The sequence below is a fragment of the Pseudomonas sp. NFXW11 genome (assembly GCF_049887815.1).
GTDB lineage: Bacteria > Pseudomonadota > Gammaproteobacteria > Pseudomonadales > Pseudomonadaceae > Aquipseudomonas.
The window spans coordinates 1-23,864 of sequence record NZ_JAGEKI010000010.1; the positions used below are offsets into that span (position 1 = coordinate 1).

Consider the following 23,864-nt stretch of genomic DNA (forward strand, 5'->3'; position numbering starts at 1 on the left):
CACGGGGCAACTGGAAGGGATAAACAATCGAATAAAGGTCATCAAACGGATGGCGTACGGTTACCGGGATAGCGAATTCTTTTTTATGAAGATCAAGAGCGTCTTTCCCGGTAATCCGTGAAGAACCACAAAAAAGCCCCGATCACTCGGGGCTCTTTCTTGCAGCTTGTCGCTCGAAGCTCAACGCTGCTGCTCAGCCTTTATAGGCGGCAACCGACTTCAGGATCTCGGCGCGGGCGGCGTCTGCGTTGCCCCAACCGTCGATCTTCACCCACTTGCCTTTCTCGAGATCCTTGTAGTTCTCGAAGAAGTGCTTGATCTGCTCCAGCAACAGGGCTGGCAGGTCGGTGTATTCCTTCACGTCGACATACAGCTGGGACAGCTTGTCGTGAGGAACCGCGATCACCTTGGCATCGCCGCCGCCGTCGTCGGTCATGTTCAGGATGCCCACTGGACGGGCACGGATCACCGAGCCTGGCGCCACTGGATAAGGGGTCACGACCAGCACGTCGAGGGGGTCGCCGTCGTCGGCCAGGGTGTTGGGAATGAAGCCGTAGTTGGCCGGGTAGAACATCGGGGTGGCCATGAAGCGGTCAACGAACAGGCAGTCGCTGTCTTTGTCGATTTCGTACTTGATCGGCGCGTGGTTGGCCGGGATTTCGATCGCGACGTAGATGTCGTTCGGCAGGTCCTTGCCCGCTGGAATCTTGCTGTAGCTCATTGGGCGTTGCCCCCGTTGGTTGACCAAATGACTTGGCCGGATTGATCAAAAAAGTGGCGGCGATTATAGACACACTCCGTTACCGATGCCACGTGCCAAGGGTCGTAGAACCTTGGTTGTACTGCCTCGCCAGCGTGTTCGGGTTGCCCCAGCGACCGGTGGTTTGGCCACTGGTCGGTAGAGGGCTGGTTGCCTTTCGGGCCGCCGTCAGATGAACAACGCATGAGCGTGGCTGGAGATTAGTGCTGCGCTTGATAGACCGGATCTTCAGCCTGAAGTTGCTGCAGCCGGGCCAATGGATTCTGCCGATAAAACAGCTGCAGTTGCTCATAGACTTTCGGATAGGCCGCCACCAGCAGGTCTGGAGCGCTGAAGAAGTATTCGCTGGTCACGGCGAAGAACTCCGCCGGGTTTTCCGCGGCATAGGGGTCGATGGCGGTTTCGGCGTCAGGGTCGTGGTCGAGCTGGCGATTGAGGTCGTCGTAGGCGCTCTGCATCACCTGCGCCCAGTCACTGACCCGCATGTCGCTGTGCAGGGGCGGCAGGCCGTTGGCATCGCCATTGAGCATGTCCAGCTTGTGGGCCAGCTCGTGGATCACCAGGTTGTAGGCTTCCCAGCCACCGCTGGCTTGCACCCCTGGCCAGGCGAGGATGATCGGGCCCTGCTGCCAGGCCTCGCCGCTGTGTTCGGCGTCCCATTCGTGCTCGATACCGCTGGCGTCGCGGTGCCGCTGGGGGCTGAGGAAGTCGTCGGGGTAGAGAATGATTTCGTGAAAGCCCTGGTACCAGTTCAGGTCGCCCAGGTGCAGCAGCGGCAACTGGGCCTGGGCTGCCAGCAGCAGGCGCTGTTCCTGGTGCAACTCCACCCCGGGCAAGGCGCTCAGGTGCTTGTCGGCAAGAAACAGCACGCTGGCTTCCCGCAGCCACTGGTCCTCGGTGGCGCTGATGCCATCGAGGAAGGGCAGTTGCTGGCGCACCCGGCGCCAGGTTTCATCGCTGACCGGATGCCTGGCCAGCCGGCGCTTGCGGCGCCAGGCGCTGAGGGACCACATGTGGCTTAGCGGGTCTCGGCCTTTTCACTGGTGCGGCCCAGGCGGCTGCGCAGCACGCCAATGATCATCGGCACCAGGGACAGGAAGATAATCGCCACCACCAGCAACGACAGGTTCTTCTTGATAAAGGGCACGTTGCCGAAGAAGTAGCCCAGGGTCACCAGGCCGCCGACCCAGAGAATGGTGCCGGCCACGCTGAAGGCGAAGAAGCGCGGATAGGGCATGCGCGCCACGCCGGCGACGAACGGCGCGAAGGTGCGGATGATCGGCAGGAAACGCGCCAGGGTGACGGTCTTGCCACCGTGTTTGTCGTAGAAGTCGTGGGTTTTCTGCAGGTAGTCGCGGCGGAAGATCTTCGAATCGGGGTTGCTGAACAGCCGTTCTCCGGCGGTGCGCCCAATCACGTAGTTGGTGCTGTCGCCAAGGATCGCCGCCAGCATCAGCAGGCCGCCCAGCAGCACCGGGTCCATGCCGCCACCGGCGGCCACCGCGCCGGCGATGAACAGCAAGGAGTCGCCCGGCAGAAAGGGCATCACCACCAGGCCGGTTTCGCAGAAGATCACCGCGAACAGGATGGCGTAGATCCAGGTCCCGTAGTTGGTCACCAACATATCGAGGTAAACATCGAGATGAAGGATTAGGTCGATCGGGTTGAAATCCATGGAGGCACCTGTGGTGACAGCCTGGCTCGGCAGGCCTGTGCGATAAGTCGGAGAAAGGGACTACAAGGAGATGCAGCTTTTCTTACGAACCGGAAAGATCGGCATTATAAAGACTGAAAGGTGAAATGCGCGTTCAGATTGTAGCGGGGCGTTTCGGTCCGAAAGCTGTTGGCAACCATGACAAAGCGGCCCGCAGGCCGCCGTCTGTCGAGTCAGTCTTCGCTGATGGGCAGGATGTAGTTCTTGAACTCGGTGTCTTCGCGAAAACCCATGGATTCATAGGTCTTGCGGGCCACTTCATTGCCGCTGCTGGTAGACACTCGCATGCGTACGGCGTTGGTTTCCTTGGCCATTTTCTTCGCCGTGCGCATCAGGTTGTCGGCCACCAATTGGCGCCGGGCGTCCTCGGCGACGTAGATGTCGTTGAGGATCCATACGCGCTTGAGGGACAGCGAGGAAAAACTCGGGTACAGCTGGCAGAAACCCAGCAATTTGCTGTTGTCATCGTCGGCCAGGGCCAGGTAGATCACCGACTCCTTGCGTCTGAGGCGTTTTTCCAGGAAGGCCCGGGACGAGTCCGGGTAGGGCAGGGCGCCGTAGAATTCGCGGTATTTGACGAATAACGGGGTCAACAGATCCAGGTGCTCGAGGGTTGCTTGAGTAATCCGCATGGGTGGCTCTCAACTTCAAGTGGATGTGACGGCACAGGTTGGATGACTCGGGCAGCCGTGTTGCGATGCTGCCCAAAGCGGCGAAAAAGCGCAATCGTCTCGCAAAATCACGCTTTGGGCGGGCCTAGAAGGAAGTTGCCCTTCATGTCCGTGGGCGAATCGCTGTCCAGTGTCTGTACTTGCGCCTCGTCTTTCAGGTTCACACCGGACAATTGCCGGCGGCAGGCTTCACGCATCAGGTACAGCAGACGGTGGGCGGCCATGCCGTAGCTCAGTCCCTCCAGACGCACATTGGAAATGCAGTTGCGATAGGCGTCGGTCAGCCCGACTTTCGGCTGATAGGTGAAATATAGACCCAGGCTGTCGGGCGAGCTGAGCCCCGGACGCTCGCCGATCAGAATCACCGTCATCTTGGCGCCCAGCAGCTGGCCGATCTCGTCGGCCACCGCCACCCGGCCCTGCTCCACCAGGATCACCGGCGACAGCGACCAGCCTTCGGCAGCGGTCTGCTCCTCCATGCGCGCCAGAAACGGCAGGGTATGGCGATGCACCGCCAGGGCTGACAGGCCGTCGGCCACCACCACCGCCAGATCGACCCCGCCAGGGTGGGCGCTGGCATAGTCACGTAGGGCCTGGGCCGATTCATCGCTGAGCCGGCGCCCCAAGTCGGGGCGTTGCAGGTAGCTGTGGCGGTCAGTGGCGGCGCTGTGCAGCAGCAGGCTGTCACGCCCGCGTTCGGCCAGCTGGGCACTGAGGCCTGCGTGGTCGAAGGGCAGGTGCACGGCGTCGCGGGCCTGGGCGTGGGCGAACTGGAAGTCCAGCTGGGCTCCGGTGGGCAGGCTGGTGCCGGTGCGGCCCAGGGCAATCCGTGCCGGGGTCAGGCGGCGCAGTTCCAGCCAGGGGTTTTGCGAGTCGGTTGGATGTTTTTGCATAAGCCTGTTCCTTATCCCAGCTGCGCCAGTGCCTGGCGGAAGGCCGGTGGCAGGTTGTTGCCGAAATGCACCTTGCCGTCGGCCTGGGTGAAGATTCCGGTGCGGGCCAGCCATTGCTCGAATTCCGGCGCAGGCTTCAGGCCCAGGGTCTGGCGGGCGTAGAGCGCGTCATGGAAAGAGGTGGTCTGGTAGTTGAGCATGATGTCGTCGGAACCGGGGATGCCCATGATGAAGTTGATCCCGGCCACCCCCAGCAGGGTCAGCAGGTTGTCCATGTCGTCCTGATCGGCTTCGGCGTGGTTGGTGTAGCAGATGTCGCAACCCATGGGCACGCCCAGCAGCTTGCCGCAGAAGTGGTCTTCCAGGCCGGCGCGGATGATCTGCTTGCCGTTGTACAGGTACTCCGGGCCGATGAAGCCCACCACGGTGTTCACCAAAAACGGCTTGAAGTGCCGGGCCACGGCATAGGCGCGGGTTTCGCAGGTCTGCTGGTCGATGCCGAAGTGGGCGTTGGCCGACAGCGCGCTGCCCTGGCCGGTTTCGAAATACATCAGGTTCTGCCCCAGGGTGCCGCGGTTCAGGCTCAGGCCCGCCTCGTAGCCTTCCTGGAGCACGTTGAGGTTGATGCCGAAACTGGCGTTGGCCGCTTCGGTGCCGGCAATCGACTGGAACACCAGGTCCAGCGGCACGCCCCGGTTGATCGCCTCGATCGAGGTGGTGACGTGGGTCAGCACGCAGGCCTGGGTTGGGATCTCGTAGCGCTGGATGATGGCGTCGAGCATTTCCAGCATGGCGCAGATCGAGGCGATGCTGTCGGTAGCCGGGTTGATGCCGATCATGGCATCGCCATTGCCGTACAGCAGGCCGTCGAGAATGCTCGCGGCAATGCCCGCCGGCTCGTCGGTGGGGTGGTTGGGCTGCAGGCGGGTGGACAGGCGCCCGCGCAGGCCCAGGGTGCCGCGGAACTGGGTCACTACGCGGATTTTCTGCGCCACCAGGATCAGGTCCTGCACCCGCATGATCTTCGATACCGCGGCGGCCATTTCCGGAGTCAGGCCCGGGGCCAGGGCGCGCAGGCTCTGTTCGTCGGCGGCATCGCTGAGCAGCCAGTCGCGAAAGCCGCCGACGGTCAGGTGGCTGACCGCGGCGAAGGCGCTTTTGTCATGGCTGTCGATGATCAGCCGGGTGACTTCGTCGGACTCATAGGGGATCAGCACTTCTTCGAGAAAGTGCTTCAAGGGGATGTCCGCCAGGGTCATCTGCGCGGCCACCCGCTCGCCGTCGTTGAGGGCGGCGACGCCGGCCAGAAAGTCCCCGGAACGGGCCGGGCTGGCCTTGGCCATGACTTCCTTGAGGCTGTCGAAGCGATAGGTCTGAGTACCTACGCTGTGGGAAAATTGGGCCATCTCAGTCTCCGTTTCAACGATGTAGGGGCGTTGCCGAGTGCTGGCGGATCATCAGGATGCCACCTTCTTCAGCAGGTTTTCCAGGCGGTTGCCGGCGGCCCGGTGGTGGAGGATGGCAAAGGCCTTTTCCGCCACCAGGCTGCCGCCTTCCAGCGGTGGCAGGCCGCCGCTGTAGATGTTCGAGATCACTGTGTATTCGTAGCCAATGTCCGGGTTGCCGCTGAATTGCGCGGCGGCCTGGCGCGCCTTGTCGTCCGGCAGGCGGTAGCCCAGGTAGGCGGACATGCTCCGCGAGGCCAGGGCATCGCCGCCGGGGCGCTCGCCGATCAGCACGATGATCAGCTGCGGTTGCAGGGCTTCGCCCACCGATTCCGCCAGCTTGACCCGGCCATAGGGCGCCAGGATCGGCTGGCCGATCCGCAGCTTGCGGCTGCGCAGGCCATCCAGCAGCACCGGCAGCAGCTCGGGGATGTTGTGGTGGATGGCCTCAGCGCTGAGGCCATCGGAAATCACGATCTGCACGTCCTGATACTCGGGCTGCAGGCGCCGCAGCACTTCTTCGGTCAGCCGCGCCCCCAGCTCCGGGTCTTGCAGGTGGGCCAGCTTGTCCGGGGCGGCGGTGCGCAGTTCGCGCAGGGGGATGCTGCCGATCTCGGTGGGGCGCAGGTCGACGTAGATCGCCTCCCGGGCCACCGCCAGGTTGGCCCGTACGGTGCGCGACACCGTGTTGGCCGGGCGTGGCCCGGCATTGTCGAAACCGTAGGTGGCCGGGGTGGACTCCAGCAGGCGCTGGAAGTCGATGTCCGAGGCGCAGAAGATCCGCGGGTTACCCCAGTTCGGCCCACGCTCGACATTGCCGTGGGCGTCCTCCTGGAAAATCCCCTTGCCCAGGGCCCAGCGCAGGTATTCCGGCGCCGGCGCCAGGTCGTGGACTTCGCGCAGGGTCTGGTTGTCGTGGGCGCTGGTGTCGAAGTAGGCGAGCATGCGGTCGGTGCTCAGGTACACGTCCATAAAGAAGTTGGCGCCGGCGGCGGTCAGCAGCTCGGTGGCCATCTGCTGGCCTTCCAGGGTCACTTGCGAATGCAGGGTGTAGCAGGGCGCCATGCCCATGGGCAGGCCCAGCAGCTTGCCCATGAACTGGTCCTGCAGGCAGGCGTAAGTCATTTCGAAGTTGTCGAGGTGGGTTTCCGGGCCGATGAAACCGGTGACGTTGTTCACCATGTACGGCCGGTAGCGCCGTGCCAGGCCGTAGCACAGGGCTTCGCAAGTGGTCATGTCGATGCCTTCGTGCTTGCCGTAGGTCAGCTCGCTGCCCTGGCCGGTCTCGAAGTACATGAAGTTTTCCGCCACCTCGCGCAGCGGGCCGCGTTCGGCCATGGTCTGCCAGGCCTGGTCCAGCAGTTGCACGGTGACGTCGAACTCATCGGTCAGGGTGCGTTCGGTGCCGGCCAGGCTCTGGAACATGATTTCCACCGGCGCGCCCTGGTCGAGGCAGGCCAGCTGGGTCTTGATATGGGACAGCACGCAGATCTGCGTCGGTGCTCCGGTTTCCCGGCGCAGCTTGTCCAGGTGGCGCAAGGTGGCGCTGATGTTGTCCACCGTGTCGATGGCCGGGTTGAGGCCGATCAGCGCATCTCCCGAACCCATGCTCAGGCCGGTGTACACCAAGAGGGTGATGCCGCTGAGGTTGTCGGTGGGGTGGTTGGGCTGCAGGCGCGAGGACAGGGTGCCAGGCAGGCCCACCAGGGTGCGGGCCTTGGCGGCGGCGCCGCTCTTGAGCTTTTTCGACAGCAGGATCAGTTCGTGCACATCCAGCAGCTTGGCCAGGGCGGCCACCATGACTCCCGTCAGGGCCGTGCCGATCCGGCGTATTTCCGTGCCGTGGCTGCGCAGCAGGCGATCTTTCAGGGCGCCCAGGGTCAGCCCGGCAATCTCTTCGAATACCTGCTGATCGATGTCGTAGTTGACCTGCATGACGCTGTCGATACGGCCGTGGCGATCAGTCAGCGGGTGCTCGAAATAGTGTGCCAGGGTCAGCTCCGACAGCACCTTGCGCGCCGCCTCGCGGGTGATTTCATCCTTTGCGGCAAGCCCCGCCACACGATCCCCGGCCTTGCTGATGTCGGCAGCGCCGAGCACCGCCTTGAGGTTGGCGAAGTGGATATCGCGATCCAGCACCCGGGTGCCGTAGGCACGCTCGGCTGGCACGGCGGGAAGACGGATCTGCTGGAGTGCGGTGAGTGACATGGCAAGACTCTCCTTGGCCGGCATCGGCATCAGTGCACGCCGTAGAAGGCGACGGGCACTATGTGCTGATGGGGTTTTCCCAGATTGATGAAGTGCGCCGAACGCTCGCGCACTTCATCGATGACGATCAGGTTGCAAGAACTGCGCCCCCAATCCGTGGCGTAGTTGCCCAGGACCTTGGCGACATTGCTTTCCACCAGCAGCACCAGCGGCCATTGAGGATCGGCCGCAGCCTGCTCCAGGGCGTGGCACAGCCGCCCGCCCAGTTGGCGGATCAGATCCAGCCCCGGTGCCTGGCCGCCATCGAGCAATTGCAGGCAGGCGCCGTCGCGGCTGCCCAGGGCCAGCGCCAGGGCGTCGTCCAGTTGTTGCCGGGTGGCGCTGATGGGCAACCGCGCGACTATGGGCAGGTCCTTGAGCGGCAGCACCTCGGGGCGGGGCAGGAACAGGGTGCTGCCAGATATTTCGGTGTTGTGCAGGGTCAGGCCGTAGACCGTGGCCCGGCCGCGGTTTTCCGGCACCAGGCGCTTGGCGTGCTGCGTCAACCTGGGGTGGCGGGCGATGGCCAGGGCCAAGTCGATGCCCAGGTCGCCGTAGTGAGTGGTGCCCGGCATCGGCTCGCCTTGCAGGTGACGATAGAGCAACTCGCCAACACCGCCGGAAAAGGTCAGGGCCGGGGTGGCCGGGTGCTCAGGAAGGATCAGCGGCAGTTGCTCGGTCAGCCGGCCCAGCGGGCTGGTAAAGAAACGGCGGTCACCTTCGACCAGGGCGACCAGGGCGTCGATGTACCAATTGATCAGCGCATCCAGCTCGGGGCGTTCGAGGACTTGCCCGCACGCCTTGCTGATTGCCAGGTGATCGAGCAGGGCCTGGCCGAACACCGACACGCCACTGAGGCGATAACTGCCCGGTTCGAATTGCAAATGCCGGGCACCAATAAAGTGACAGCCGCTGGCCAGCACATTGCCGTCCAGGCCCCAGGCGGCGTTGGTGGTGCCACCGCCGATATCCAGGTTGAGCAGCGGTTGCTGCGGATGCACGCGGCTCAGGGCCGAACAACTGCCCATGAACGCCAGCCAGGATTCCAGGCCGCCATCATCGGCGCGGCTGATCAGGGCGTTGCCGATCAACTGCCCCACCAGCTGCGCCAGGGCCTGGGCATTGTGTCGCCGGGCTGCCAGGCCGGTGATGATCACCCCGCCGGAAAACAGCTGCCCGGGCTGCACGCCGGCCTGTTCGAGCCAGGTCTCGATCAGCCCCTGGATGGCGGCCGCATCGATCATCTGCTCCTTGAACGGGGTGAACACCGGGTCGCCGCGAAACAGCACCCGGGGTTCGTTGAGGGCCATGCGCCCAGTGACGCAGTGGCTGCTGAGGCTGGCCTCGGCAATCAGCGCGCTGCTGGTGGTGGAACCGAAGTCCAGCCCCAGCAGCAATACCCTTGCGCCGCCCGTTGTGGCTTGCATGCAGGCGTTCCTCGCCGCGCCGGAATCAGGCGGTTGCCTTCTGGCCTGCGGGTTCCGGAGTGTCCACCGGGCTGCCGCCCAGGTACTCGCCGGGGGCAATGATGCCGGCGGCCCGGTCCTGGGCCTCCAGTTGCAGGGCCTTGGGCACCGACAGCCAGTAGGCCAGGCCCACGGCGACGAAGCCGGCGCTGATCTTGCCGATCAGCACCGGCAGGATGATGGTCGGCTGGAAGTTGGCGGTGAACGACAGGTGGTCCCCCAGCAGGAACGCCGCGCACACGCCGAAGGCGATATTCACCACCTTGTCCTTGGGCGGCATGAAGCGCACCAGGCGGAACATGGCGAGGATATTGGCGATGGTCGCCAGCATGCCGGCGCTGCCCACGGCACTGAGGCCAACCTTGCCGCCGAGGTTCTCCAGGGGCTTGCCCAGGTATTTGCGCAGCAGGTAGACCATGGGGAAGGCGCCGGCCAGCATGATGCCGATGTAGCCGGCGGTCTCCAGGGCGCGGGTCTGGTCATGGGCGTCGGCGATGATCGGGTGGAAGCCCCAACCGCCGAACACCGCGGAGAACGCCCCGGTGAAGTACTCGACGATGGAGAACACCAGCACCAGCTTGATCGCCGCGTCCATGGCCCGGCCGAAAATGATGAAGCCCTTGATCATCATGTCCGGCAGGAAGCGCAGGCCCAGGGCCAGGGCGACCACGAAGATGAGGATCGGCAGCAGGTTGGCGAAGATGCTGCCCAGGCCCAGGGCCAGTTGGTAGCTGGCCTCGCCGTTGGTGCTCACCAGCTCGCGCACCACCGGGTTGCTGAAGGCCAGGATCAGGCTGGCGATCATCACCCCCACCGGAATGGTGAGGATGCCGGACATGATCCCCAGGGCCATGTACTTGTGGTCGCGCTTGTCGAGCATGGCCAGGCCCATGGGAATCGAGAAGACGATGGTGGCACCGCCCATGAAGCCAGTGATTAGCGCCATCACCAGCGCTTCCTTGCTGGCGGCCAGGGCCGAGGCCAGCTGATAGCCGCCCATGTCCGAGGCGATGATCATGGTCGCCGCCAGGGCCGGGTCGGCGCCCAGGGAATTGAAGAAGGGCCCGAACACGGTCTCGATGACCACGGTCAGGTAGGGGATGGAGGCCATGATGCCCGCGGCCGGTACGAAGATGTAGCCGGTGGCGTGGATGCCTTCCATGAATTCCTTGCCCAGGCCTCGCTCGCTGTCATAGATGGCGGCGAAGGCGCCGAGTACGGCGCAGAGCATGATGAGGTAGAGCACGTAGTTGCCGATCTGATCCATTGCGTTTGTCCCTTGTTATTGTTTTTCAAGCAGGGTCTGTGCACGACTGGTTTGGCGCAGAACTTCCGACAGCAGTGTCCCGTCCGGCAAGCCGTCGGCACCGGATCAGAGCAGGTGTACAGGTGCGGCCAGGCCGCAGGAGGCCTCCCGGCGACCTGGGTCGCCGGGAGGATGGATCAGAAGAAGCCCAGTGGGTTGATGTCGTAGCTCACCAGCAGGTTCTTGGTCTGCTGGTAGTGGTCGAGCATCATCTTGTGGGTTTCACGGCCGACGCCGGATTTCTTGTAGCCACCGAACGCGGCGTGGGCCGGGTACAGGTGGTAGCAGTTGGTCCACACGCGGCCGGCCTTGATCCCGCGGCCCATGCGGTAGGCGCGGTTGATGTCGCGGGTCCAGACCCCGGCGCCCAGGCCGAACTCGGTGTCGTTGGCAATGGCCAGGGCTTCGGCTTCGTCCTTGAAGGTGGTGATGCTCACCACTGGGCCGAAGATTTCTTCCTGGAACACGCGCATCTTGTTGGTGCCCTTGAGCAGGGTCGGCTGGATGTAGTAGCCGGTCGCCAGGTCGCCTTCGAGTTTCTCCACCTTGCCGCCGGTGAGCAGCTGCGCGCCTTCGTTCTTGGCGATGTCGAGGTAGGAGAGGATCTTGTCGAACTGCTGCTCGGAGGCCTGGGCGCCGACCATGGTGTCGGTGTCCAGCGGGTCGCCGCGCTTGATTTGCTCGATCTTCTTCATCACCGCCTGCATGAATTCGTCGTAGATCGACTCCTGCACCAGGGCGCGGGATGGGCAGGTGCACACTTCGCCCTGGTTGAAGAACGCCAGCACCAGGCCTTCGGCGGCCTTTTCAATAAAGGCCGGCTCGGCTTGCATGATGTCTTCGAAGAAGATGTTCGGCGATTTGCCGCCCAGCTCCACGGTGGACGGAATGATGTTCTCGGCGGCGCATTTCATGATGTGCGAGCCCACCGGGGTGGAACCGGTGAAGGCGATCTTGGCGATGCGCTTGCTGGTGGCCAGGGCTTCACCGGCTTCGCGGCCGAAACCTTGCACCACGTTGAGCACGCCTGGCGGCAGCAGGTCGCCGATCACTTCCATCAGCACGCTGATGCCCAGTGGGGTCTGCTCGGCGGGCTTGAGCACCACGCAGTTGCCGGCGGCCAGGGCCGGGGCGAGTTTCCAGGCGGCCATCAGGATCGGGAAGTTCCACGGGATGATCTGCCCGACCACGCCCAGGGGTTCATGGATGTGGTAGGCCACGGTGTTGCCGTCGATTTCTGCAGCACTGCCTTCCTGGGCCCGCAGGCAACCGGCGAAGTAGCGGAAGTGGTCGGCGGCCAGGGGAATGTCGGCGTTCAGGGTCTCGCGCACGGCCTTGCCGTTGTCCCAGGTTTCGGTAATGGCCAGCAGCTCGAGGTTCTGTTCGATGCGGTCGGCGATCTTCAGCAGGATCAGCGAACGGGCCTGCACCGAAGTGGCGCCCCAGGCATCGGCGGCGGCATGGGCGGCGTCCAGCGCCTTGTCGATGTCTTCGGCGGTGGAGCGAGGGAATTCGGCAATGGGCTGGCCATTGACCGGCGAAGTATTGGTGAAGTACTGGCCTTTGACCGGCGCGACGAATTCGCCGTTGATGTAGTTGCCGTACTTGCTCTTGAACGAAACGATAGCGCCTTCAGTACCGGGGTGTGCGTAACGCATGGTGGGTATCTCCTGGCTTTTATGCTTATGGGGGAGGACGCGCTATTGCGCATACCTAGCGTAGAGCAAAGGTCGGGCCAGTGTGGCGCGAGCCATCTGGATCAAGGGTTTGCGGATGTTTCGAGGTCGGGCTGCAGGCGCTCTGTGACAGTTCTGGCGCAGGCCGAAGTGACAGTTTGTAACCCTTTTGGCGCAAGCTGTGACTTGCGGGTCAAGCCGGCATTGCAATGCTGCAGCGGCTGGAGGATGCTGGTCCGCGTGCCGAATCTTGTCGGACAGATCTGCAGGATCTGTGGCTGCTGGCGCCGCTGGAGATCCCTCGGCAGGCCCGGCTCAAGACAGGATTTCCCGCTCCTTTGGCTCGCGCTTGCAGCCTTCGGCAGCAGCTAGAGGGTCCTTGCGTGACAGCGCAGCAGGAGAAGAATAAGAAATGCACAGCAGTAATCATTTGACTCGACATGCCCAGCAGGTACTGACGGTGGCTCAGGGCAAGGCCCACTTGCAAGGGCCCGGAAGCGATCCTTCGATCGCCCGTTCCTGGTTGCGCTGCCTCGAGGACTATCACCTCGACCCGTCCCAGGTCATGGCGCCCTCGGTGCTCGAACATGGGCGCCTGCTGGAGAGCCGCGAGCGCCTGCGCGATGTGCTGCAGATTGCCGGCAACGAGATGAGCAACCTGCACCAGCAGTTGTCCGGCGCCGGTCATGCGGTGCTGCTGACCGATGCCCGCGGGGTGATCCTCAACTGCATCACCGCACCCAGCGAACGGAAGATTTTCGAGCATGCCGGGCTCTGGCTCGGTGCCGACTGGAGCGAGGCCCGCGAGGGCACCAATGGCATCGGCACCTGCCTGGTGGAACGCCAGTCGCTGACCATCCATCAGGACGAACACTTTCGCGGCCGGCACACCGGGCTGACCTGTTCCGCCAGCCCGGTGTTCGACCCTCACGGCGAGCTGCTGGCGGTGCTGGATGTGTCGTCGGCGCGCCAGGACGTCTCCCGGCAGAGCCAGTTCCACACCATGGCCCTGGTCAATCTCTCGGCGAAGATGATCGAGAGCTGCTATTTCCTGCGCTATTTCGAGAACCAGTGGCTGTTGCGCTTTCATCTGCAGGCCGAGTCGGTGGGCCTGTTCAGCGAGGGGCTGCTGGCTTTCGATGGAGAAGGGCGGATCTGCGCGGTGAACCAGAGCGCGCTGAATCTCCTGGGGCATATCCGTGGCGGCCTGCTGGGCAAGCCGGTGGAGAGCTTTTTCGACTGCTCCCTGGATGAGCTGCTTCACCGCGCCAGCCCCAACGCCAGCGCCAGCTGGCCATTGCGCACCCGGGATGGGCGTCTTCTGTTTGCCTTGTTGCGCGGCCAGGCCACACCGGCCATGCAACCGGCACTGCGCCTGCCGGTGGTGGCGCCGGCCGCGAAGAGCACGGGCATCTGCCTTGGTGACGAAGGCCTGCAGAAGGATTTCCGTCGCGCGCTGCGGGTGTTCGAGCGTGATGTGCCGCTGCTGATCAATGGCGAGACCGGCTCCGGCAAGGAGGCTTTCGCCAAGGCTGTGCACCAGGGCAGCGCCCGCACGGAAAAAGCCTTTGTCGCCCTCAACTGCGCGGCGATTCCAGAAAGCCTGATTGAGAGCGAGCTGTTCGGCTACCGCGGTGGCAGCTTCACCGGTGCGCGCAAGGAAGGCATGCGCGGCAAGCTGCAGCAGGCCGATGGCGGCACCCTGTTCCTCGATGAGATCGGCGATATGCCCCTGGCCCTGCAGACCCGCTTGCTGCGGGTGCTGGAAGAGCGTGTGGTGGTGCCCATCGGTGGCGAGCCGCAGGCGGTCAATGTGCGCATCATCAGTGCCACCCACCGCGATCTGCTGGAGCGGGTGCGCAGTGGCAGTTTCCGCGAGGACCTGTACTACCGCCTCAATGGCCTGGAGATCGCCCTGCCGGCACTGCGCGAGCGCAGCGACAAATCCCAGTTGCTGGACTTTATCCTGGGCGAAGAGGCGGCCGGGCAGCCGCTGACCCTGGACCCGGCAGCCCGCCAGGCGCTGTTGAGCTACGAATGGCCGGGCAATGTGCGGCAATTGCGCAATGTACTGCGGACCTTGGCCGCCCTGTGTGAAGACACCCGTATCGGCATGGATGATCTACCGGCCTTGATCCGCCAGCAGCGCCCGGTTGTGCTCAGCACTGCGCTTGAAGAAGTGCCGGAGCGGCCCCTGGAAGATGCCGAGCGCCTGGCCCTGCTGGCGGCTCTGGAACAACAGCGCTGGCACATGACCCACACCGCCGAGCAACTGGGCATCAGCCGCAACACCCTCTATAGAAAGCTGCGCAAGCACGCCATCGCCCGCAACGACCTGTAGCCGCTGGCGGCAGGCTGCGCCAGAGCAGCCTCTGCCGGCATCTGCCCGCCAACGGTTGATCAGCTAAAGGGTGCGATTTGCGGCCCTCTAGGCTAACCTGCGCCGACGTTTTATGAGGTCGACTATGCACATCCATATTCTCGGTATCTGCGGCACTTTCATGGGGTCGATGGCGGTTCTGGCCAAAGAGCTGGGCCATCACGTCACCGGCTCCGACGCCAACGTCTATCCGCCGATGAGCACCCAGTTGCAGGCCCAGGGCATCGAGCTGACTCAGGGCTACGATCCGGCCCAGCTGGACCCGGCCCCCGACCTGGTGGTGATCGGCAATGCCATGTCCCGGGGCAACCCGGCGGTGGAATATGTACTGAACAAGGGCCTGCCCTATGTCTCCGGCCCGCAATGGCTGGCCGACCATGTGCTGCAAGGCCGCTGGGTGCTGGCGGTAGCCGGGACCCATGGCAAGACCACCACCAGCAGCATGCTGGCCTGGGTGCTGGAGCATGCGGGCATGAGCCCGGGTTTCCTGATTGGCGGCGTGCCGCAGAACTTCGCGGTCTCGGCGCGCCTGGGCGACACGCCGTTCTTCGTGATCGAGGCCGACGAATACGACAGCGCCTTCTTCGACAAGCGCTCGAAGTTCGTCCACTACCGTCCACGCACCACGATCCTCAACAACCTCGAATTCGACCACGCGGATATCTTCCCGGACCTGGCGGCCATCGAGCGGCAGTTCCACCACCTGGTACGCACCATCCCCAGCGAGGGCCTGGTGATTCATCCCACCACCGAACCGGCGTTGCAGCGGGTGATCGAGATGGGCTGCTGGACCCCGGTGCACACCACCGGTGCCGGTGGCCAGTGGCAGGCCAAGTTGCTCAGTGAAGACGGTTCGGCTTTCGAGGTGCTGTTCGAGGGCACAAGCCAGGGCGTGGTGGAGTGGCAACTGACCGGCCAGCACAACGTGGCCAATGCCCTGGCCACCCTGGCCGCCGCTCGCCATGTGGGCGTGGTGCCGGCCATGGGCATTGCCGGCTTGAGCGCATTCAAGAGCGTCAAGCGGCGCATGGAGAAGGTGGCCGAAGTGCAGGGCGTGACCATCTACGACGACTTCGCCCATCACCCGACCGCCATCGCCACCACCCTGGACGGCCTGCGCAAGCGGGTTGGCGAGGCACCGGTGATCGCCATCATCGAGCCGCGCTCCAACTCCATGAAGCTCGGCGCGCACCGTGACGGGCTGCCGGAAAGCGTCAACCAGGCCGACCAGGTGATCTGGTATGCACCGCCCAACCTGGGCTGGGACCTGGCGGCCACCGCGGCCCAGTGCACGGTGCCATCGATTGTCAGCGACTCCCTGGAAGGCATCATCGAGCGGGTGAAGAGCCAGGCCAAGCCGGGCACCCAAGTGGTGATCATGAGCAACGGCGGCTTCGGCGGCCTGCACGGCAAGCTGGCCGAGGCGCTGCAATGAGCAACGGCCCGGAACGCATCACCCTGGCGATGACTGGCGCCTCTGGCGCGCAGTACGGTTTGCGCCTGCTGGATTGCCTGGTACGGGAGGATCGGGAAGTGCACTTCCTGATCTCCAAGGCCGCGCAGTTGGTCATGGCCACGGAAACCGATGTGACGCTGCCGCCCAAGCCGCAGCTGATGCAGGCCTTCCTGACCGAATACACCGGCGCGGCGTCGGGGCAGATCCGTGTCTATGGCAAGGAAGACTGGATGTCTCCGGTGGCCTCGGGTTCCGGCTCGCCAGCGGCCATGGTGGTGGTGCCGTGTTCCACCGGCACCCTGTCGGCGATTGCCACCGGGGCTTGCAACAACCTGATCGAGCGCGCCGCGGACGTCACCCTCAAGGAGCGTCGGCAACTGATCCTGGTGCCGCGTGAAGCGCCCTATTCGAGCATCCATCTGGAGCACATGCTCAAGCTGTCGAATATGGGGGTGACCATCCTGCCGGCCTCGCCGGGTTTCTATCATCAGCCACAGACCATCGATGACCTGGTGGATTTTGTCGTGGCGCGGATTCTCAACCTGCTGAACATTCCCCAGGACATGCTGCCGCGCTGGGGCGAGCATCATTTGAGCAGTGATGAATAAAGCCTTGCTGTTGGCGGCCTTGCAACTGGGTGGCTGTGCCACGGCCCGTACCTTGAATGCCGCGCAACCCGGGGCGCCGGTGGTGTACTCCGGCACCCGCCTGGATCTCTACGCCATGCAGGGCGGCTGTTGCGCCATGGATCGTTTTGGCGCCGAGGCACCGAGCTATCCGGGGGTGGACCTGCCGGCCAGCGCGTTGCTCGACACACTGTTGCTGCCGTTGTCGGTGCTCACGGTTCTTGGGGTGGGGTTTCAGGCGACGGGTGGGTTGTAGCGAGCGCTTCGCCGACAGGCCTGCTCCTACACAACTCGGTAGGAGCCGGCTGCCGCGAATGATTCATTTGCCCAGTTTACGCAGCTCGTCGGACTCCACTATCCGCGTGCCGTTCTGTTCTTCCAGGGCCAGGCGCCACATGGCCCGGGCCAGTTGGCAGGCTTCGATACCGCGGTACTTGCCCGGAATCAGTCGCGACAAGGGGCCGGCCAGTTGTTCCCCCAGGCGCGGTTCGATTCGATCCCCTAGCAGCAGTGAGGGTCGGCAGATGGTCAGTTGTGGCCAGCCCTGTTGTTTCAGTGCTTCCTCCATCTCGCCCTTGACCCGGTTGTAGAAGATCGACGACTTAGGATCGGCGCCCAGGGCACTGATCACTATCAGGTGGCGTGCGCCCATTTCCCGGGCACGCTTGCCGAAGGCCACCACCAGGTCCAGGTCCACCGCGCGAAAGGCCGCTTCGGAGCCGGCCTGCTTGAGGGTGGTGCCTAGGCAGCAGAAGGCGATGTCCACCTTGCCGCTCAGTTGCGGCAGCAACAACGCTGGCTCGCCCACCGGGTTTTCCAGGTGCGGATGTTCGCTCAGCGGGCGTCTGCTGGGCGCGAGAACGCGAGTGATGGTGGGTTCGTTGAGCAGGCGATCGAGCAGTTGCTCTCCGGTCAGGCCGGAGGCGCCGGCGAGCAGGATATGCTGAGGCGTCAAGTACATAGTCATTCCCCCTTGATACGGTTTCAGCTTAGTTGCTCTGTGTTTCCTTGCTGCCTGTAGAGACACTTTGCAGGGCTTTTCGTGCCTGCTGCTTGCGCAATTGTTGCCAGTGCGCGATGACCCCCTTGGGTGCCCAGATCTGTGGTTCCGAGGCTTCGAAGCCATCGGCCTGTTCGCGTTCGGCGACTGTGGCCCGGGCCAGCTTGAAGGCATGTTCCAGGTCGTCGGTCTGGTTCAGCGCCTGGGCGAACAGGGCGTCGCCGAAGTAGGTGAAGTCGGCTTCTTCCGAGCAGCCAAACGACACTCGATCAGCCTGGGAGGCGGTCATGATCAGGGTGCGCTCATCCTTGAGGGCGGGGATGAAACCGCCGGAGTAGCAGGAGGATATGACGATGATCTTGTCGCGGTTCTTCAAGGGCGCCAGGGCGTTGGCCAGCTCGTCGGCCGGCAGGTCGGAGAGCTCCATGCGCGGTTGGTCGAGCACCAGTTCATGCTCGCTGGTGCCGTGGCTGGTCAGGTAGATGAACACCAGGTCATCGGCGGCGCTGCGTTCGGCCAGGGCCTGGGCCGCGCGCCGCAGGTTTTCCCGGGTGGCCATGGGGCGGTTCATCATGTGGTCGCGGTGGTTGACCAGGCGCACCTGGCCAAAGGCGCCGAAGCGGCTGGCGAGCATGTTGCTGACGTAGTCGGCCTCACGCAGAAACACGCTCTGCTTGCCGTCGCCGGCCAGGGTCAGGCTGTAGAGCTTGATACCCGGGGTGGAGGCGGGCACTGCATCGAGGGCCTCCTTGAGCAACTGGCCCTGGACCAGCAGGGCGCTTTCCAGTGGGTCGGGGAGCAATTTGCCGTCGGCATCGCGAACCCGCAGGCCATTGCTCCACACGCCGCTTTGCACGCTGCCGTCGCGCAGCACCAGGACTCCGCGACCCTGATAGTTGTCGCTGTCGAAACCGCCGATATAGAAGCTGCCGTCGCTGAGGTTGAGGCGCCCTTCGCCACTGAAGCGCCAGTCGCTGAAGCCGCCGATATAGTGGCTGCCGTCGGCACCGATCAGCTCGCCCTTGCCCCCCAGGGCGCCTTCCTTGAACTGGCCGATCCAGACGTCGCCGTCGGAGTTCTCGTAGCGCCCCTTGCCATTGAGCTGGTTGTGCTTGAAGCCGCCGACATAGATATCGCCCTCGGCGCTGTTGAAGGTGCCGTTGCCTTCCAGCTGGCCGTTGACGAAATGGCCGCTGAACTGGTTGCCGCTGCCATCGCTGCGCTGGCCTTCGCCATTGGGTTTGCCCTTGGCGAACTGCCCCTGGTATTGGCTGCCGTCTTCCAGTTCCAGGCGACCCAGGCCCGAGTAAAGGTCGGCCTTGAACTCGCCGCGGTAGGTCATGCCGTCTTCTTTGAGGGTGCCTTCGCCATCCCGGCGGCCGAGCCTGAAACCGCCGCTGTAGTTGCTGTCCTTGGTGGTCAGGGTGCCTTGGCCATGGAATAGCCCCTGCTGGAACTGGCCGCGATAGACCTCGCCATTGCTGCCGTGCCACTCGCCCTGGCCATGCCATTGGCCTTTGTCGAACTGCCCGGCGTACCAACTGCCGTTGGGGTAGTCGATGCGGCCCTGGCCCTGCAGCAGTCCATTGACCAGGTCGCCGCGATAACGACCGCCATCGGGCAGGCGGGCATCGGGCGGCAACAGCGATTCGCCGTCGCCACAGGCACTGAGCAATAGGGTCAGGAGCAGGGGTACAAATGGGCGCATAACGGGTTCCGGAAATTTAGGGGACCGAGTATGCCGTAGCGATGCGACTTATATATAGAGAGGTTATGCGAAACAGCGTGAGCTGTTTCGCATCGGGGTTATTTCAGACGAAGCAGAGCGATAGTGGCTCGGCGATGTAGGCGGGTTTTTCCTCGCCTTCGATCTCCAGCGTGGCGGTGGCCTTGAGCAGCCACTGGCCGGGTTTCTTCTCGGTGGCATCGGTCAGTTCGACCTTGAGCCGCACCTTGGAGTCGACCTTCACCGGCTGGATGAAACGCACGCTGTCGAGGCCGTAGTTCACCACCATCTTCAGGCCCTGGGGCAGTACCAGGATGTCTTCCATCAGCTTGGGGATTAGCGACAGGGTCAGGAAACCGTGGGCGATGGTGCCGCCAAACGGTGTTTTCGCGGCCTTTACCGGGTCGACGTGAATGAACTGGAAGTCGCCCGTGGCTTCGGCAAACAGGTTGATACGCTCCTGGTCGATGGTGAGCCACGGCGAACGTCCGAGTTCCTTCCCGACATAATCTTTGAGCTCTGCAACAGGAACATAGGGCATTGAGACACTCCTTGGTTCAACGGTTTTTTAAGTGGCGGACCCAGCGCTTTGCGCTCTGAAATAACCACTGTAGATCATCATGGCGATCCGGCCCGGTAAACATCCATGCTTTTGGCGAATGCCGATTCATAGCGGCTGCGTGCTTATAATGCGCCACGGGATCTGGCGGGGAGAGGCGGTATGTTGCTACGCGGTTTGACATGGCTGGTGCTGTTCCAATTGCTCGGGACGGCGCTCAACCACTTGCTGTTGCCCGTGCTTCCGGGACCGATCATCGGCCTGTTGCTGCTGTTGGTATTCCTGGTGGTGCGCGGTGAAGTGGGCGAACCGCTGAGCCAGGCCGCCGGCAGCCTGTTGCGTTATCTGCCCTTGCTGCTGGTGCCGCCGGCGGTGGGAGTGATGGTTTATGCCCGGGATATCGCCGCGGATTTCTGGGCCATCAGCGGTGCGCTGGTGCTGTCGCTGGTGATCTCCATGGCCTTTGTCGGGGTGTTGATGCAGCGCCTGGTCAAGCGCCAGGGGCCGGGGGAGGAAGGCCGATGATTCTGGATTGGCAGGGTGCCTGGGCGGCAGTGATCCACCATCCTCTGTTCGGTATTGGCATCACCCTGGGCGCCTATCAACTGGTGCTGGCGGCCTTCGAGAAGACCCGCTGGATATTCCTGCAACCGGTGCTGGTATCCATGCTGCTGGTGATCGGTGTGCTGCTGGGCTGCGGGCTGAGCTACACCGAGTACCGCAAGAGCACCGAGTTCCTGAGCATTCTGCTGGGCCCGGCCACCGTGGCCCTGGCGGTGCCGCTGTACCTCAACCTGCGGCGCATCCGCCAATTGTTCTGGCCGATCTTGACTACGCTGGTGGTGGGCGGGGTTCTGGCCACCAGCCTGGGCGTGCTGCTGGGCTGGTGGTTTGGCGCCGAGCACATGATCCTCATGACCATGGCGCCCAAGTCGGTGACGTCGCCGATCGCCATGCTGGTGGCCGAGCAGATTGGTGGCGTCGCGGCGCTGGCGGCGGTGTTCGTGCTGATCACCGGGGTGATCGGGGCGATCTTCGGGCCGAGCATTCTCGATCGCCTGGGGGTCCATGGGCCGGAAGCGCGAGGCATGGCCCTGGGCATGACCGCCCACGCGGTGGGCACCTCGGTGGCCTTGCAGGAAAGCGACGAGTGTGGCGCCTTCGCGGCGCTGGCGATGAGTCTGATGGGTGTGGCCACAGCGGTGCTGTTGCCGTTGGCGGTGTCGTTGCTGGTTTAAGGATGGGTGTATGAGCCTGGCGCTGTTTCCGCTGAATACCGTGTTGTTTCCCAACTGCATTCTCGATCTGCAGATTTTCGAGGCGCGTTACCTGGACATGATCGGCCGCTGCATGAAGCAGGGCTGCGGTTTTGGCGTGGTGTGCATTCTCGACGGCGAGGAAGTGGGTACTGCAGCGCCGGGTTATGCCCTGGTGGGCTGCGAAGCGCTGATTACCGACTTCCATCAGCAGGACAACGGACTGCTGGGGATCAGGGTCAAGGGTGGCCGGCGCTTTCGCGTGCTCAGCAGCGAAGTGCAGAAAGACCAGCTGACCCTGGCTGAGGTGGAGTGGTTGCAAGAGGCTGCCGAGCAGCCCTTGCAGGAGGAGGACGCCGACCTGGTGGCCTTGCTCAAGGCCCTGGCCGAGCACCCCATGGTGGAGGCTCTGGATATGGGCAGCGAGGCCGAGGGGCAGTTGTCCCTGGCCAATCAGCTGGCCTATCTGCTGCCTTTTTCCGAACTGGACAAGATCGACCTGCTGCAACTGGATGACCCGCAACAGCGCCTGGATGCCATCCAGCAACTGCTGGATGAATTGCAAGGCGAGCTCTTTGCATGAGCCACGGGCCGTCGCCCGTGGCGGGTGTTCTCAATAGGCGTAGCGCAGCAGCGCATGAGGCAGATGCCGCACCGCCATAAATCCGCACATCAGCAACATCACCGGTAGCACCAGCCACCAGGCCTTGGCCGGCATCGGTTTGAGCGGCGCCGGCCATTGCACCAGGGTCAGGCTGGCGGCGCAGACCCCGGCCGCGAGCAGGGCGCCGGCGAGGATATCGGTGGGCCAGTGCGCCCCCAGGTACACCCGCGACAGGGCGATTGCCGCCGCTGGCAGGCAGCCCAGCAATAGCCAGGTCAGGCGCATTCTGGGTGGCTGGCCACGGCCGGCCAGTACGGCCAGCGCCAGGAACAGGGCGAAGGCGCCTGAGGAGTGGCCGCTGGGCATGCTGAAACTGGTGAGCGGATCGCTCAGCACTTCAGGGCGCACCCGGGCGAACAAGTGCTTGCAGGCGGTATTGGCCAGGGCGGTGAACAGCAGGGTGGCACCGGCGAACACGGCATGTCGCCATTGACGCAGGGCCAGCAGCAACAGGGTCAGCACCGCGCTGATGATGAACATGGCGCGAAACTCGCCGACCTGGGTGACCATCACCATGATCCGGTCCAGGGCCGGGTCACGGTGTTCCTGTACCAGGGCGACCAGCCCCTGGTCGAGCTGAGTCAGGTGGGGGTAGCCGATAAACAACCCGGCCAGCATCAGCAGGCTCAGGCCGGACATCAGCAAGGTGGCTCGGCGATGCTGACGCAGGCTGCTGTTGATGCTCAGGCCAAGCAGCAGCGCCAGGCTGCCGACCACCAGGCCGGCCTGTGGCCAGAAACCTTGCGGAAGTGGCAGGCGAATCGCCGCGCCAGTGGCCCAGCCCGGCAGCAGGTAGGCCACCGACCAGCCGGCACCGGCCAGCAGGCTGACCGCGACGAAGCGGGCGAAGGGCATGTCGAACATCCCGGCCACCATCGGCAGCATGGGGCGCAGTGGGCCGATAAAGCGCCCAACCAGCAGGCTGGCGATGCCATAGCGCTGAAAGTAGGTTTCGGCACCGTTGATCCACTGCGGGTTTTGTCGCAGGCCAGGCAGGCGTCGGATGCTCTGGTGGAAGCGTCGCCCCAGCAGGTAGGACACCAAGTCTCCCAACAGGCCGCCGCAGAAGCCCAGCAACAGGGTTTCACCCAGGGACAGCGCGCCATTGCCGGCCAATACCGCGATGGCGAACAGCAGCACCGTGCCCGGGACAATGATGCCGGCGATCGCCAGGCACTCCACGCAGGCAACGATGAATATGGCAACGGCCAGCCACTGTGGGTTGCTGGTCAGCCAGGCGGTCAGGCTGTCGAGCCATGGGCCCATGGGGTCACTCCATTGTTGATGGGTATCTGAAGGGGGATGCGTGGTGGCGATCAGTCGAGCAGCAGGTAGTCGCGGCCTTCGACCTGGCCGCGGCGCAGCGGGTTCCGCGTGCAGTAGGGCGCGTAGGCGGCATCGACGAAACGATACATGAGGTGTTCGTCGCGCCCCAGGGGGATACCCAGGCGGGTAGTTTGCAGAATATGTGGCACCGCGCTGCCAACGTCTTCGACGAAGAGGATTTCGTGATCGAAGCGCTTGGCATCCCAGATCGGCACCTTCAGGCCTAGGGCCTTGCATAGCAGGGTCTGGCCGGCACAGAGCTTTTGCACCGGACGTGGCCGCCCGCTGGCGTCCGGGTTGTTCAGCAGCATCTGCGCCAGGCTGGCGGGGCCGCAGATGTCGTCGATCCAGGGGTAGGCGGACTTGATCAGCACCGCATTGCCGGGCCCCTGGGCGCTGAAGTTCAGCGAGTCACCGCCACGGGCGTAGTACATATAGATGTGTCCGCCATCCAGAAACAACGCCTTACGCTTTTCCGTGTAGCCGAGGGAGGCATGGCTGCCTTTTTCCTCGCAGTAATAGGCTTCGGTCTCGATGATGCGTGCCGACAGCCACAGGTCGCCGACCTTGTGGCGAATGACCTTGCCCAGCAGCTCGCGCGCCAGCAGCTGCGCATCACGGTCGAAAAAGCAGTCGGGCAGGGCTTTGGGCAGCTTCGCGGAGGTCAGGATGGACATGATGGCGCTGGGTTAT

Annotated in this window: 23 protein-coding genes; 8 read left to right on the plus strand and 15 right to left on the minus strand. The window is 63.8% G+C overall.

Annotated elements, in window-relative coordinates; all coding sequences use genetic code 11:
* On the plus strand, positions 1-121 hold a 121-nt coding region (locus tag J4P02_RS16535), incomplete at its 5' end, for a transposase (RefSeq protein WP_141228961.1).
* Between the two features lie 72 nt (positions 122-193).
* On the opposite strand, the gene ppa is transcribed toward J4P02_RS16535, so the two are convergent.
* The 10 genes from ppa to exaC all read right to left on the minus strand — a co-directional run bounded on the left by ppa (position 194) and on the right by exaC (position 12,160).
* Positions 194-721 (minus strand): inorganic diphosphatase, encoded by a 528-nt coding sequence (ppa, locus tag J4P02_RS16540; protein ID WP_011063696.1) that lies wholly within the window; start codon positions 719-721, stop codon positions 194-196.
* A gap of 239 nt (positions 722-960) precedes the next feature.
* A complete protein-coding gene (locus J4P02_RS16545) occupies positions 961-1,773 on the minus strand; it encodes a zinc-dependent peptidase (protein WP_426192105.1) in 813 nt (270 codons plus the stop codon).
* Between the two features lie 5 nt (positions 1,774-1,778).
* Positions 1,779-2,435, minus strand: coding sequence for a DedA family protein (locus tag J4P02_RS16550; protein ID WP_426192107.1), 657 nt, complete (start codon positions 2,433-2,435; stop codon positions 1,779-1,781).
* 212 nt (positions 2,436-2,647) lie between these two features.
* Positions 2,648-3,106, minus strand: a complete 459-nt coding sequence (locus tag J4P02_RS16555; protein WP_426192109.1) for a GNAT family N-acetyltransferase — start codon at positions 3,104-3,106, stop codon at positions 2,648-2,650.
* A gap of 107 nt (positions 3,107-3,213) precedes the next feature.
* A complete protein-coding gene (gene eutC, locus J4P02_RS16560; protein ID WP_426192111.1) occupies positions 3,214-4,038 on the minus strand; it encodes an ethanolamine ammonia-lyase subunit EutC in 825 nt (274 codons plus the stop codon).
* Positions 4,039-4,049: 11 nt separating this feature from the next.
* A complete protein-coding gene (locus J4P02_RS16565; RefSeq protein ID WP_426192112.1) occupies positions 4,050-5,444 on the minus strand; it encodes an ethanolamine ammonia-lyase subunit EutB in 1,395 nt (464 codons plus the stop codon).
* Between the two features lie 51 nt (positions 5,445-5,495).
* Positions 5,496-7,691 carry an ethanolamine ammonia-lyase gene (locus J4P02_RS16570; RefSeq protein WP_426192114.1) on the minus strand — a complete coding sequence of 732 codons (2,196 nt, stop codon included), beginning with the start codon at positions 7,689-7,691 and terminating at the stop codon, positions 5,496-5,498.
* 29 nt (positions 7,692-7,720) lie between these two features.
* Positions 7,721-9,157 carry an ethanolamine ammonia-lyase reactivating factor EutA gene (locus J4P02_RS16575; RefSeq protein WP_426192116.1) on the minus strand — a complete coding sequence of 479 codons (1,437 nt, stop codon included), beginning with the start codon at positions 9,155-9,157 and terminating at the stop codon, positions 7,721-7,723.
* 25 nt (positions 9,158-9,182) lie between these two features.
* Positions 9,183-10,463, minus strand: a complete 1,281-nt coding sequence (eutH, locus tag J4P02_RS16580) for an ethanolamine utilization protein EutH (protein WP_426192118.1) — start codon at positions 10,461-10,463, stop codon at positions 9,183-9,185.
* 176 nt (positions 10,464-10,639) lie between these two features.
* Positions 10,640-12,160: an acetaldehyde dehydrogenase ExaC gene (exaC, locus tag J4P02_RS16585; RefSeq protein WP_426192120.1), complete on the minus strand. Its 1,521-nt coding sequence runs from the start codon at positions 12,158-12,160 to the stop codon at positions 10,640-10,642.
* Between the two features lie 430 nt (positions 12,161-12,590).
* Here exaC and J4P02_RS16590 point away from each other — a divergent pair, with 430 nt between their 5' ends.
* The 4 genes from J4P02_RS16590 to J4P02_RS16605 all read left to right on the plus strand — a co-directional run bounded on the left by J4P02_RS16590 (position 12,591) and on the right by J4P02_RS16605 (position 16,896).
* Positions 12,591-14,519, plus strand: a complete 1,929-nt coding sequence (locus J4P02_RS16590) for a sigma-54-dependent Fis family transcriptional regulator (protein ID WP_426192122.1) — start codon at positions 12,591-12,593, stop codon at positions 14,517-14,519.
* A gap of 124 nt (positions 14,520-14,643) precedes the next feature.
* A complete protein-coding gene (gene mpl / locus J4P02_RS16595) occupies positions 14,644-15,993 on the plus strand; it encodes a UDP-N-acetylmuramate:L-alanyl-gamma-D-glutamyl-meso-diaminopimelate ligase (RefSeq protein ID WP_426192124.1) in 1,350 nt (449 codons plus the stop codon).
* Positions 15,990-16,622, plus strand: coding sequence for a flavin prenyltransferase UbiX (gene ubiX, locus J4P02_RS16600; protein WP_426192126.1), 633 nt, complete (start codon positions 15,990-15,992; stop codon positions 16,620-16,622). The genes mpl and ubiX overlap by 4 nt, the downstream gene beginning before the upstream one ends.
* Positions 16,615-16,896, plus strand: coding sequence for a YceK/YidQ family lipoprotein (locus J4P02_RS16605; protein WP_426192128.1), 282 nt, complete (start codon positions 16,615-16,617; stop codon positions 16,894-16,896). Before ubiX ends, J4P02_RS16605 begins: the two co-directional genes overlap by 8 nt.
* Positions 16,897-16,959: 63 nt before the next feature.
* Here the strand turns inward: J4P02_RS16605 and J4P02_RS16610 are convergent, their stop codons facing one another.
* From J4P02_RS16610 to J4P02_RS16620, 3 genes are all read right to left on the minus strand, one after another.
* Positions 16,960-17,601 carry an oxidoreductase gene (locus tag J4P02_RS16610; RefSeq protein WP_426192130.1) on the minus strand — a complete coding sequence of 214 codons (642 nt, stop codon included), beginning with the start codon at positions 17,599-17,601 and terminating at the stop codon, positions 16,960-16,962.
* Positions 17,602-17,629: 28 nt separating this feature from the next.
* A complete protein-coding gene (locus J4P02_RS16615; RefSeq protein WP_426192132.1) occupies positions 17,630-19,348 on the minus strand; it encodes a C13 family peptidase in 1,719 nt (572 codons plus the stop codon).
* Between the two features lie 103 nt (positions 19,349-19,451).
* Positions 19,452-19,907 (minus strand): MaoC family dehydratase, encoded by a 456-nt coding sequence (locus J4P02_RS16620; protein WP_426192134.1) that lies wholly within the window; start codon positions 19,905-19,907, stop codon positions 19,452-19,454.
* A gap of 180 nt (positions 19,908-20,087) precedes the next feature.
* Between J4P02_RS16620 and J4P02_RS16625 the strand changes: the two genes are divergently transcribed.
* Genes J4P02_RS16625 through J4P02_RS16635 form a run of 3 tightly spaced genes read left to right on the plus strand, consistent with a single transcriptional unit; the run spans position 20,088 to position 21,764 of the window.
* Entirely contained in the window at positions 20,088-20,450 is a 363-nt protein-coding gene (locus tag J4P02_RS16625) for a CidA/LrgA family protein (RefSeq protein WP_426192136.1), read from the plus strand.
* The gene (locus J4P02_RS16630) at positions 20,447-21,163 is read left to right on the plus strand and encodes an LrgB family protein (protein WP_426192138.1); all 717 of its coding nucleotides are present in this window, start codon (positions 20,447-20,449) and stop codon (positions 21,161-21,163) included. Before J4P02_RS16625 ends, J4P02_RS16630 begins: the two co-directional genes overlap by 4 nt.
* A gap of 10 nt (positions 21,164-21,173) precedes the next feature.
* Entirely contained in the window at positions 21,174-21,764 is a 591-nt protein-coding gene (locus J4P02_RS16635; RefSeq protein WP_426192140.1) for an LON peptidase substrate-binding domain-containing protein, read from the plus strand.
* A gap of 30 nt (positions 21,765-21,794) precedes the next feature.
* Here the strand turns inward: J4P02_RS16635 and J4P02_RS16640 are convergent, their stop codons facing one another.
* Both J4P02_RS16640 and J4P02_RS16645 read right to left on the minus strand, forming a co-directional pair.
* Complete coding sequence (locus J4P02_RS16640) at positions 21,795-23,111, minus strand: bifunctional DedA family/phosphatase PAP2 family protein (protein ID WP_426192142.1); 1,317 nt, start codon at positions 23,109-23,111, stop codon at positions 21,795-21,797.
* Positions 23,112-23,161: 50 nt separating this feature from the next.
* Complete coding sequence (locus tag J4P02_RS16645; protein ID WP_426192144.1) at positions 23,162-23,848, minus strand: DNA-3-methyladenine glycosylase; 687 nt, start codon at positions 23,846-23,848, stop codon at positions 23,162-23,164.
* Between the last annotated feature and the right edge of the window lie 16 nt (positions 23,849-23,864).

Excerpts from the sequence above, each read along its gene's own strand:
- J4P02_RS16555 (WP_426192109.1), bottom strand. The coding sequence starts at position 3,106 with ATGCGGATTACTCAAGCAACCCTCGAGCACCTGGATCTGTTGACCCCG.
- J4P02_RS16550 (WP_426192107.1), bottom strand. The coding sequence starts at position 2,435 with ATGGATTTCAACCCGATCGACCTAATCCTTCATCTCGATGTTTACCTC.
- J4P02_RS16640 (WP_426192142.1), bottom strand. The coding sequence starts at position 23,111 with ATGGGCCCATGGCTCGACAGCCTGACCGCCTGGCTGACCAGCAACCCA.
- J4P02_RS16620 (WP_426192134.1), bottom strand. The coding sequence starts at position 19,907 with ATGCCCTATGTTCCTGTTGCAGAGCTCAAAGATTATGTCGGGAAGGAA.
- J4P02_RS16565 (WP_426192112.1), bottom strand. The coding sequence starts at position 5,444 with ATGGCCCAATTTTCCCACAGCGTAGGTACTCAGACCTATCGCTTCGAC.
- eutH (WP_426192118.1), bottom strand. The coding sequence starts at position 10,463 with ATGGATCAGATCGGCAACTACGTGCTCTACCTCATCATGCTCTGCGCC.
- J4P02_RS16545 (WP_426192105.1), bottom strand. The coding sequence starts at position 1,773 with ATGTGGTCCCTCAGCGCCTGGCGCCGCAAGCGCCGGCTGGCCAGGCAT.
- J4P02_RS16570 (WP_426192114.1), bottom strand. The coding sequence starts at position 7,691 with ATGTCACTCACCGCACTCCAGCAGATCCGTCTTCCCGCCGTGCCAGCC.
- J4P02_RS16590 (WP_426192122.1), top strand. The coding sequence starts at position 12,591 with ATGCACAGCAGTAATCATTTGACTCGACATGCCCAGCAGGTACTGACG.
- J4P02_RS16610 (WP_426192130.1), bottom strand. The coding sequence starts at position 17,601 with ATGTACTTGACGCCTCAGCATATCCTGCTCGCCGGCGCCTCCGGCCTG.
- exaC (WP_426192120.1), bottom strand. The coding sequence starts at position 12,160 with ATGCGTTACGCACACCCCGGTACTGAAGGCGCTATCGTTTCGTTCAAG.
- J4P02_RS16635 (WP_426192140.1), top strand. The coding sequence starts at position 21,174 with ATGAGCCTGGCGCTGTTTCCGCTGAATACCGTGTTGTTTCCCAACTGC.
- J4P02_RS16645 (WP_426192144.1), bottom strand. The coding sequence starts at position 23,848 with ATGTCCATCCTGACCTCCGCGAAGCTGCCCAAAGCCCTGCCCGACTGC.
- J4P02_RS16605 (WP_426192128.1), top strand. The coding sequence starts at position 16,615 with ATGAATAAAGCCTTGCTGTTGGCGGCCTTGCAACTGGGTGGCTGTGCC.
- J4P02_RS16615 (WP_426192132.1), bottom strand. The coding sequence starts at position 19,348 with ATGCGCCCATTTGTACCCCTGCTCCTGACCCTATTGCTCAGTGCCTGT.
- J4P02_RS16630 (WP_426192138.1), top strand. The coding sequence starts at position 20,447 with ATGATTCTGGATTGGCAGGGTGCCTGGGCGGCAGTGATCCACCATCCT.
- eutC (WP_426192111.1), bottom strand. The coding sequence starts at position 4,038 with ATGCAAAAACATCCAACCGACTCGCAAAACCCCTGGCTGGAACTGCGC.
- ppa (WP_011063696.1), bottom strand. The coding sequence starts at position 721 with ATGAGCTACAGCAAGATTCCAGCGGGCAAGGACCTGCCGAACGACATC.
- J4P02_RS16625 (WP_426192136.1), top strand. The coding sequence starts at position 20,088 with ATGTTGCTACGCGGTTTGACATGGCTGGTGCTGTTCCAATTGCTCGGG.
- J4P02_RS16575 (WP_426192116.1), bottom strand. The coding sequence starts at position 9,157 with ATGCAAGCCACAACGGGCGGCGCAAGGGTATTGCTGCTGGGGCTGGAC.
- ubiX (WP_426192126.1), top strand. The coding sequence starts at position 15,990 with ATGAGCAACGGCCCGGAACGCATCACCCTGGCGATGACTGGCGCCTCT.
- mpl (WP_426192124.1), top strand. The coding sequence starts at position 14,644 with ATGCACATCCATATTCTCGGTATCTGCGGCACTTTCATGGGGTCGATG.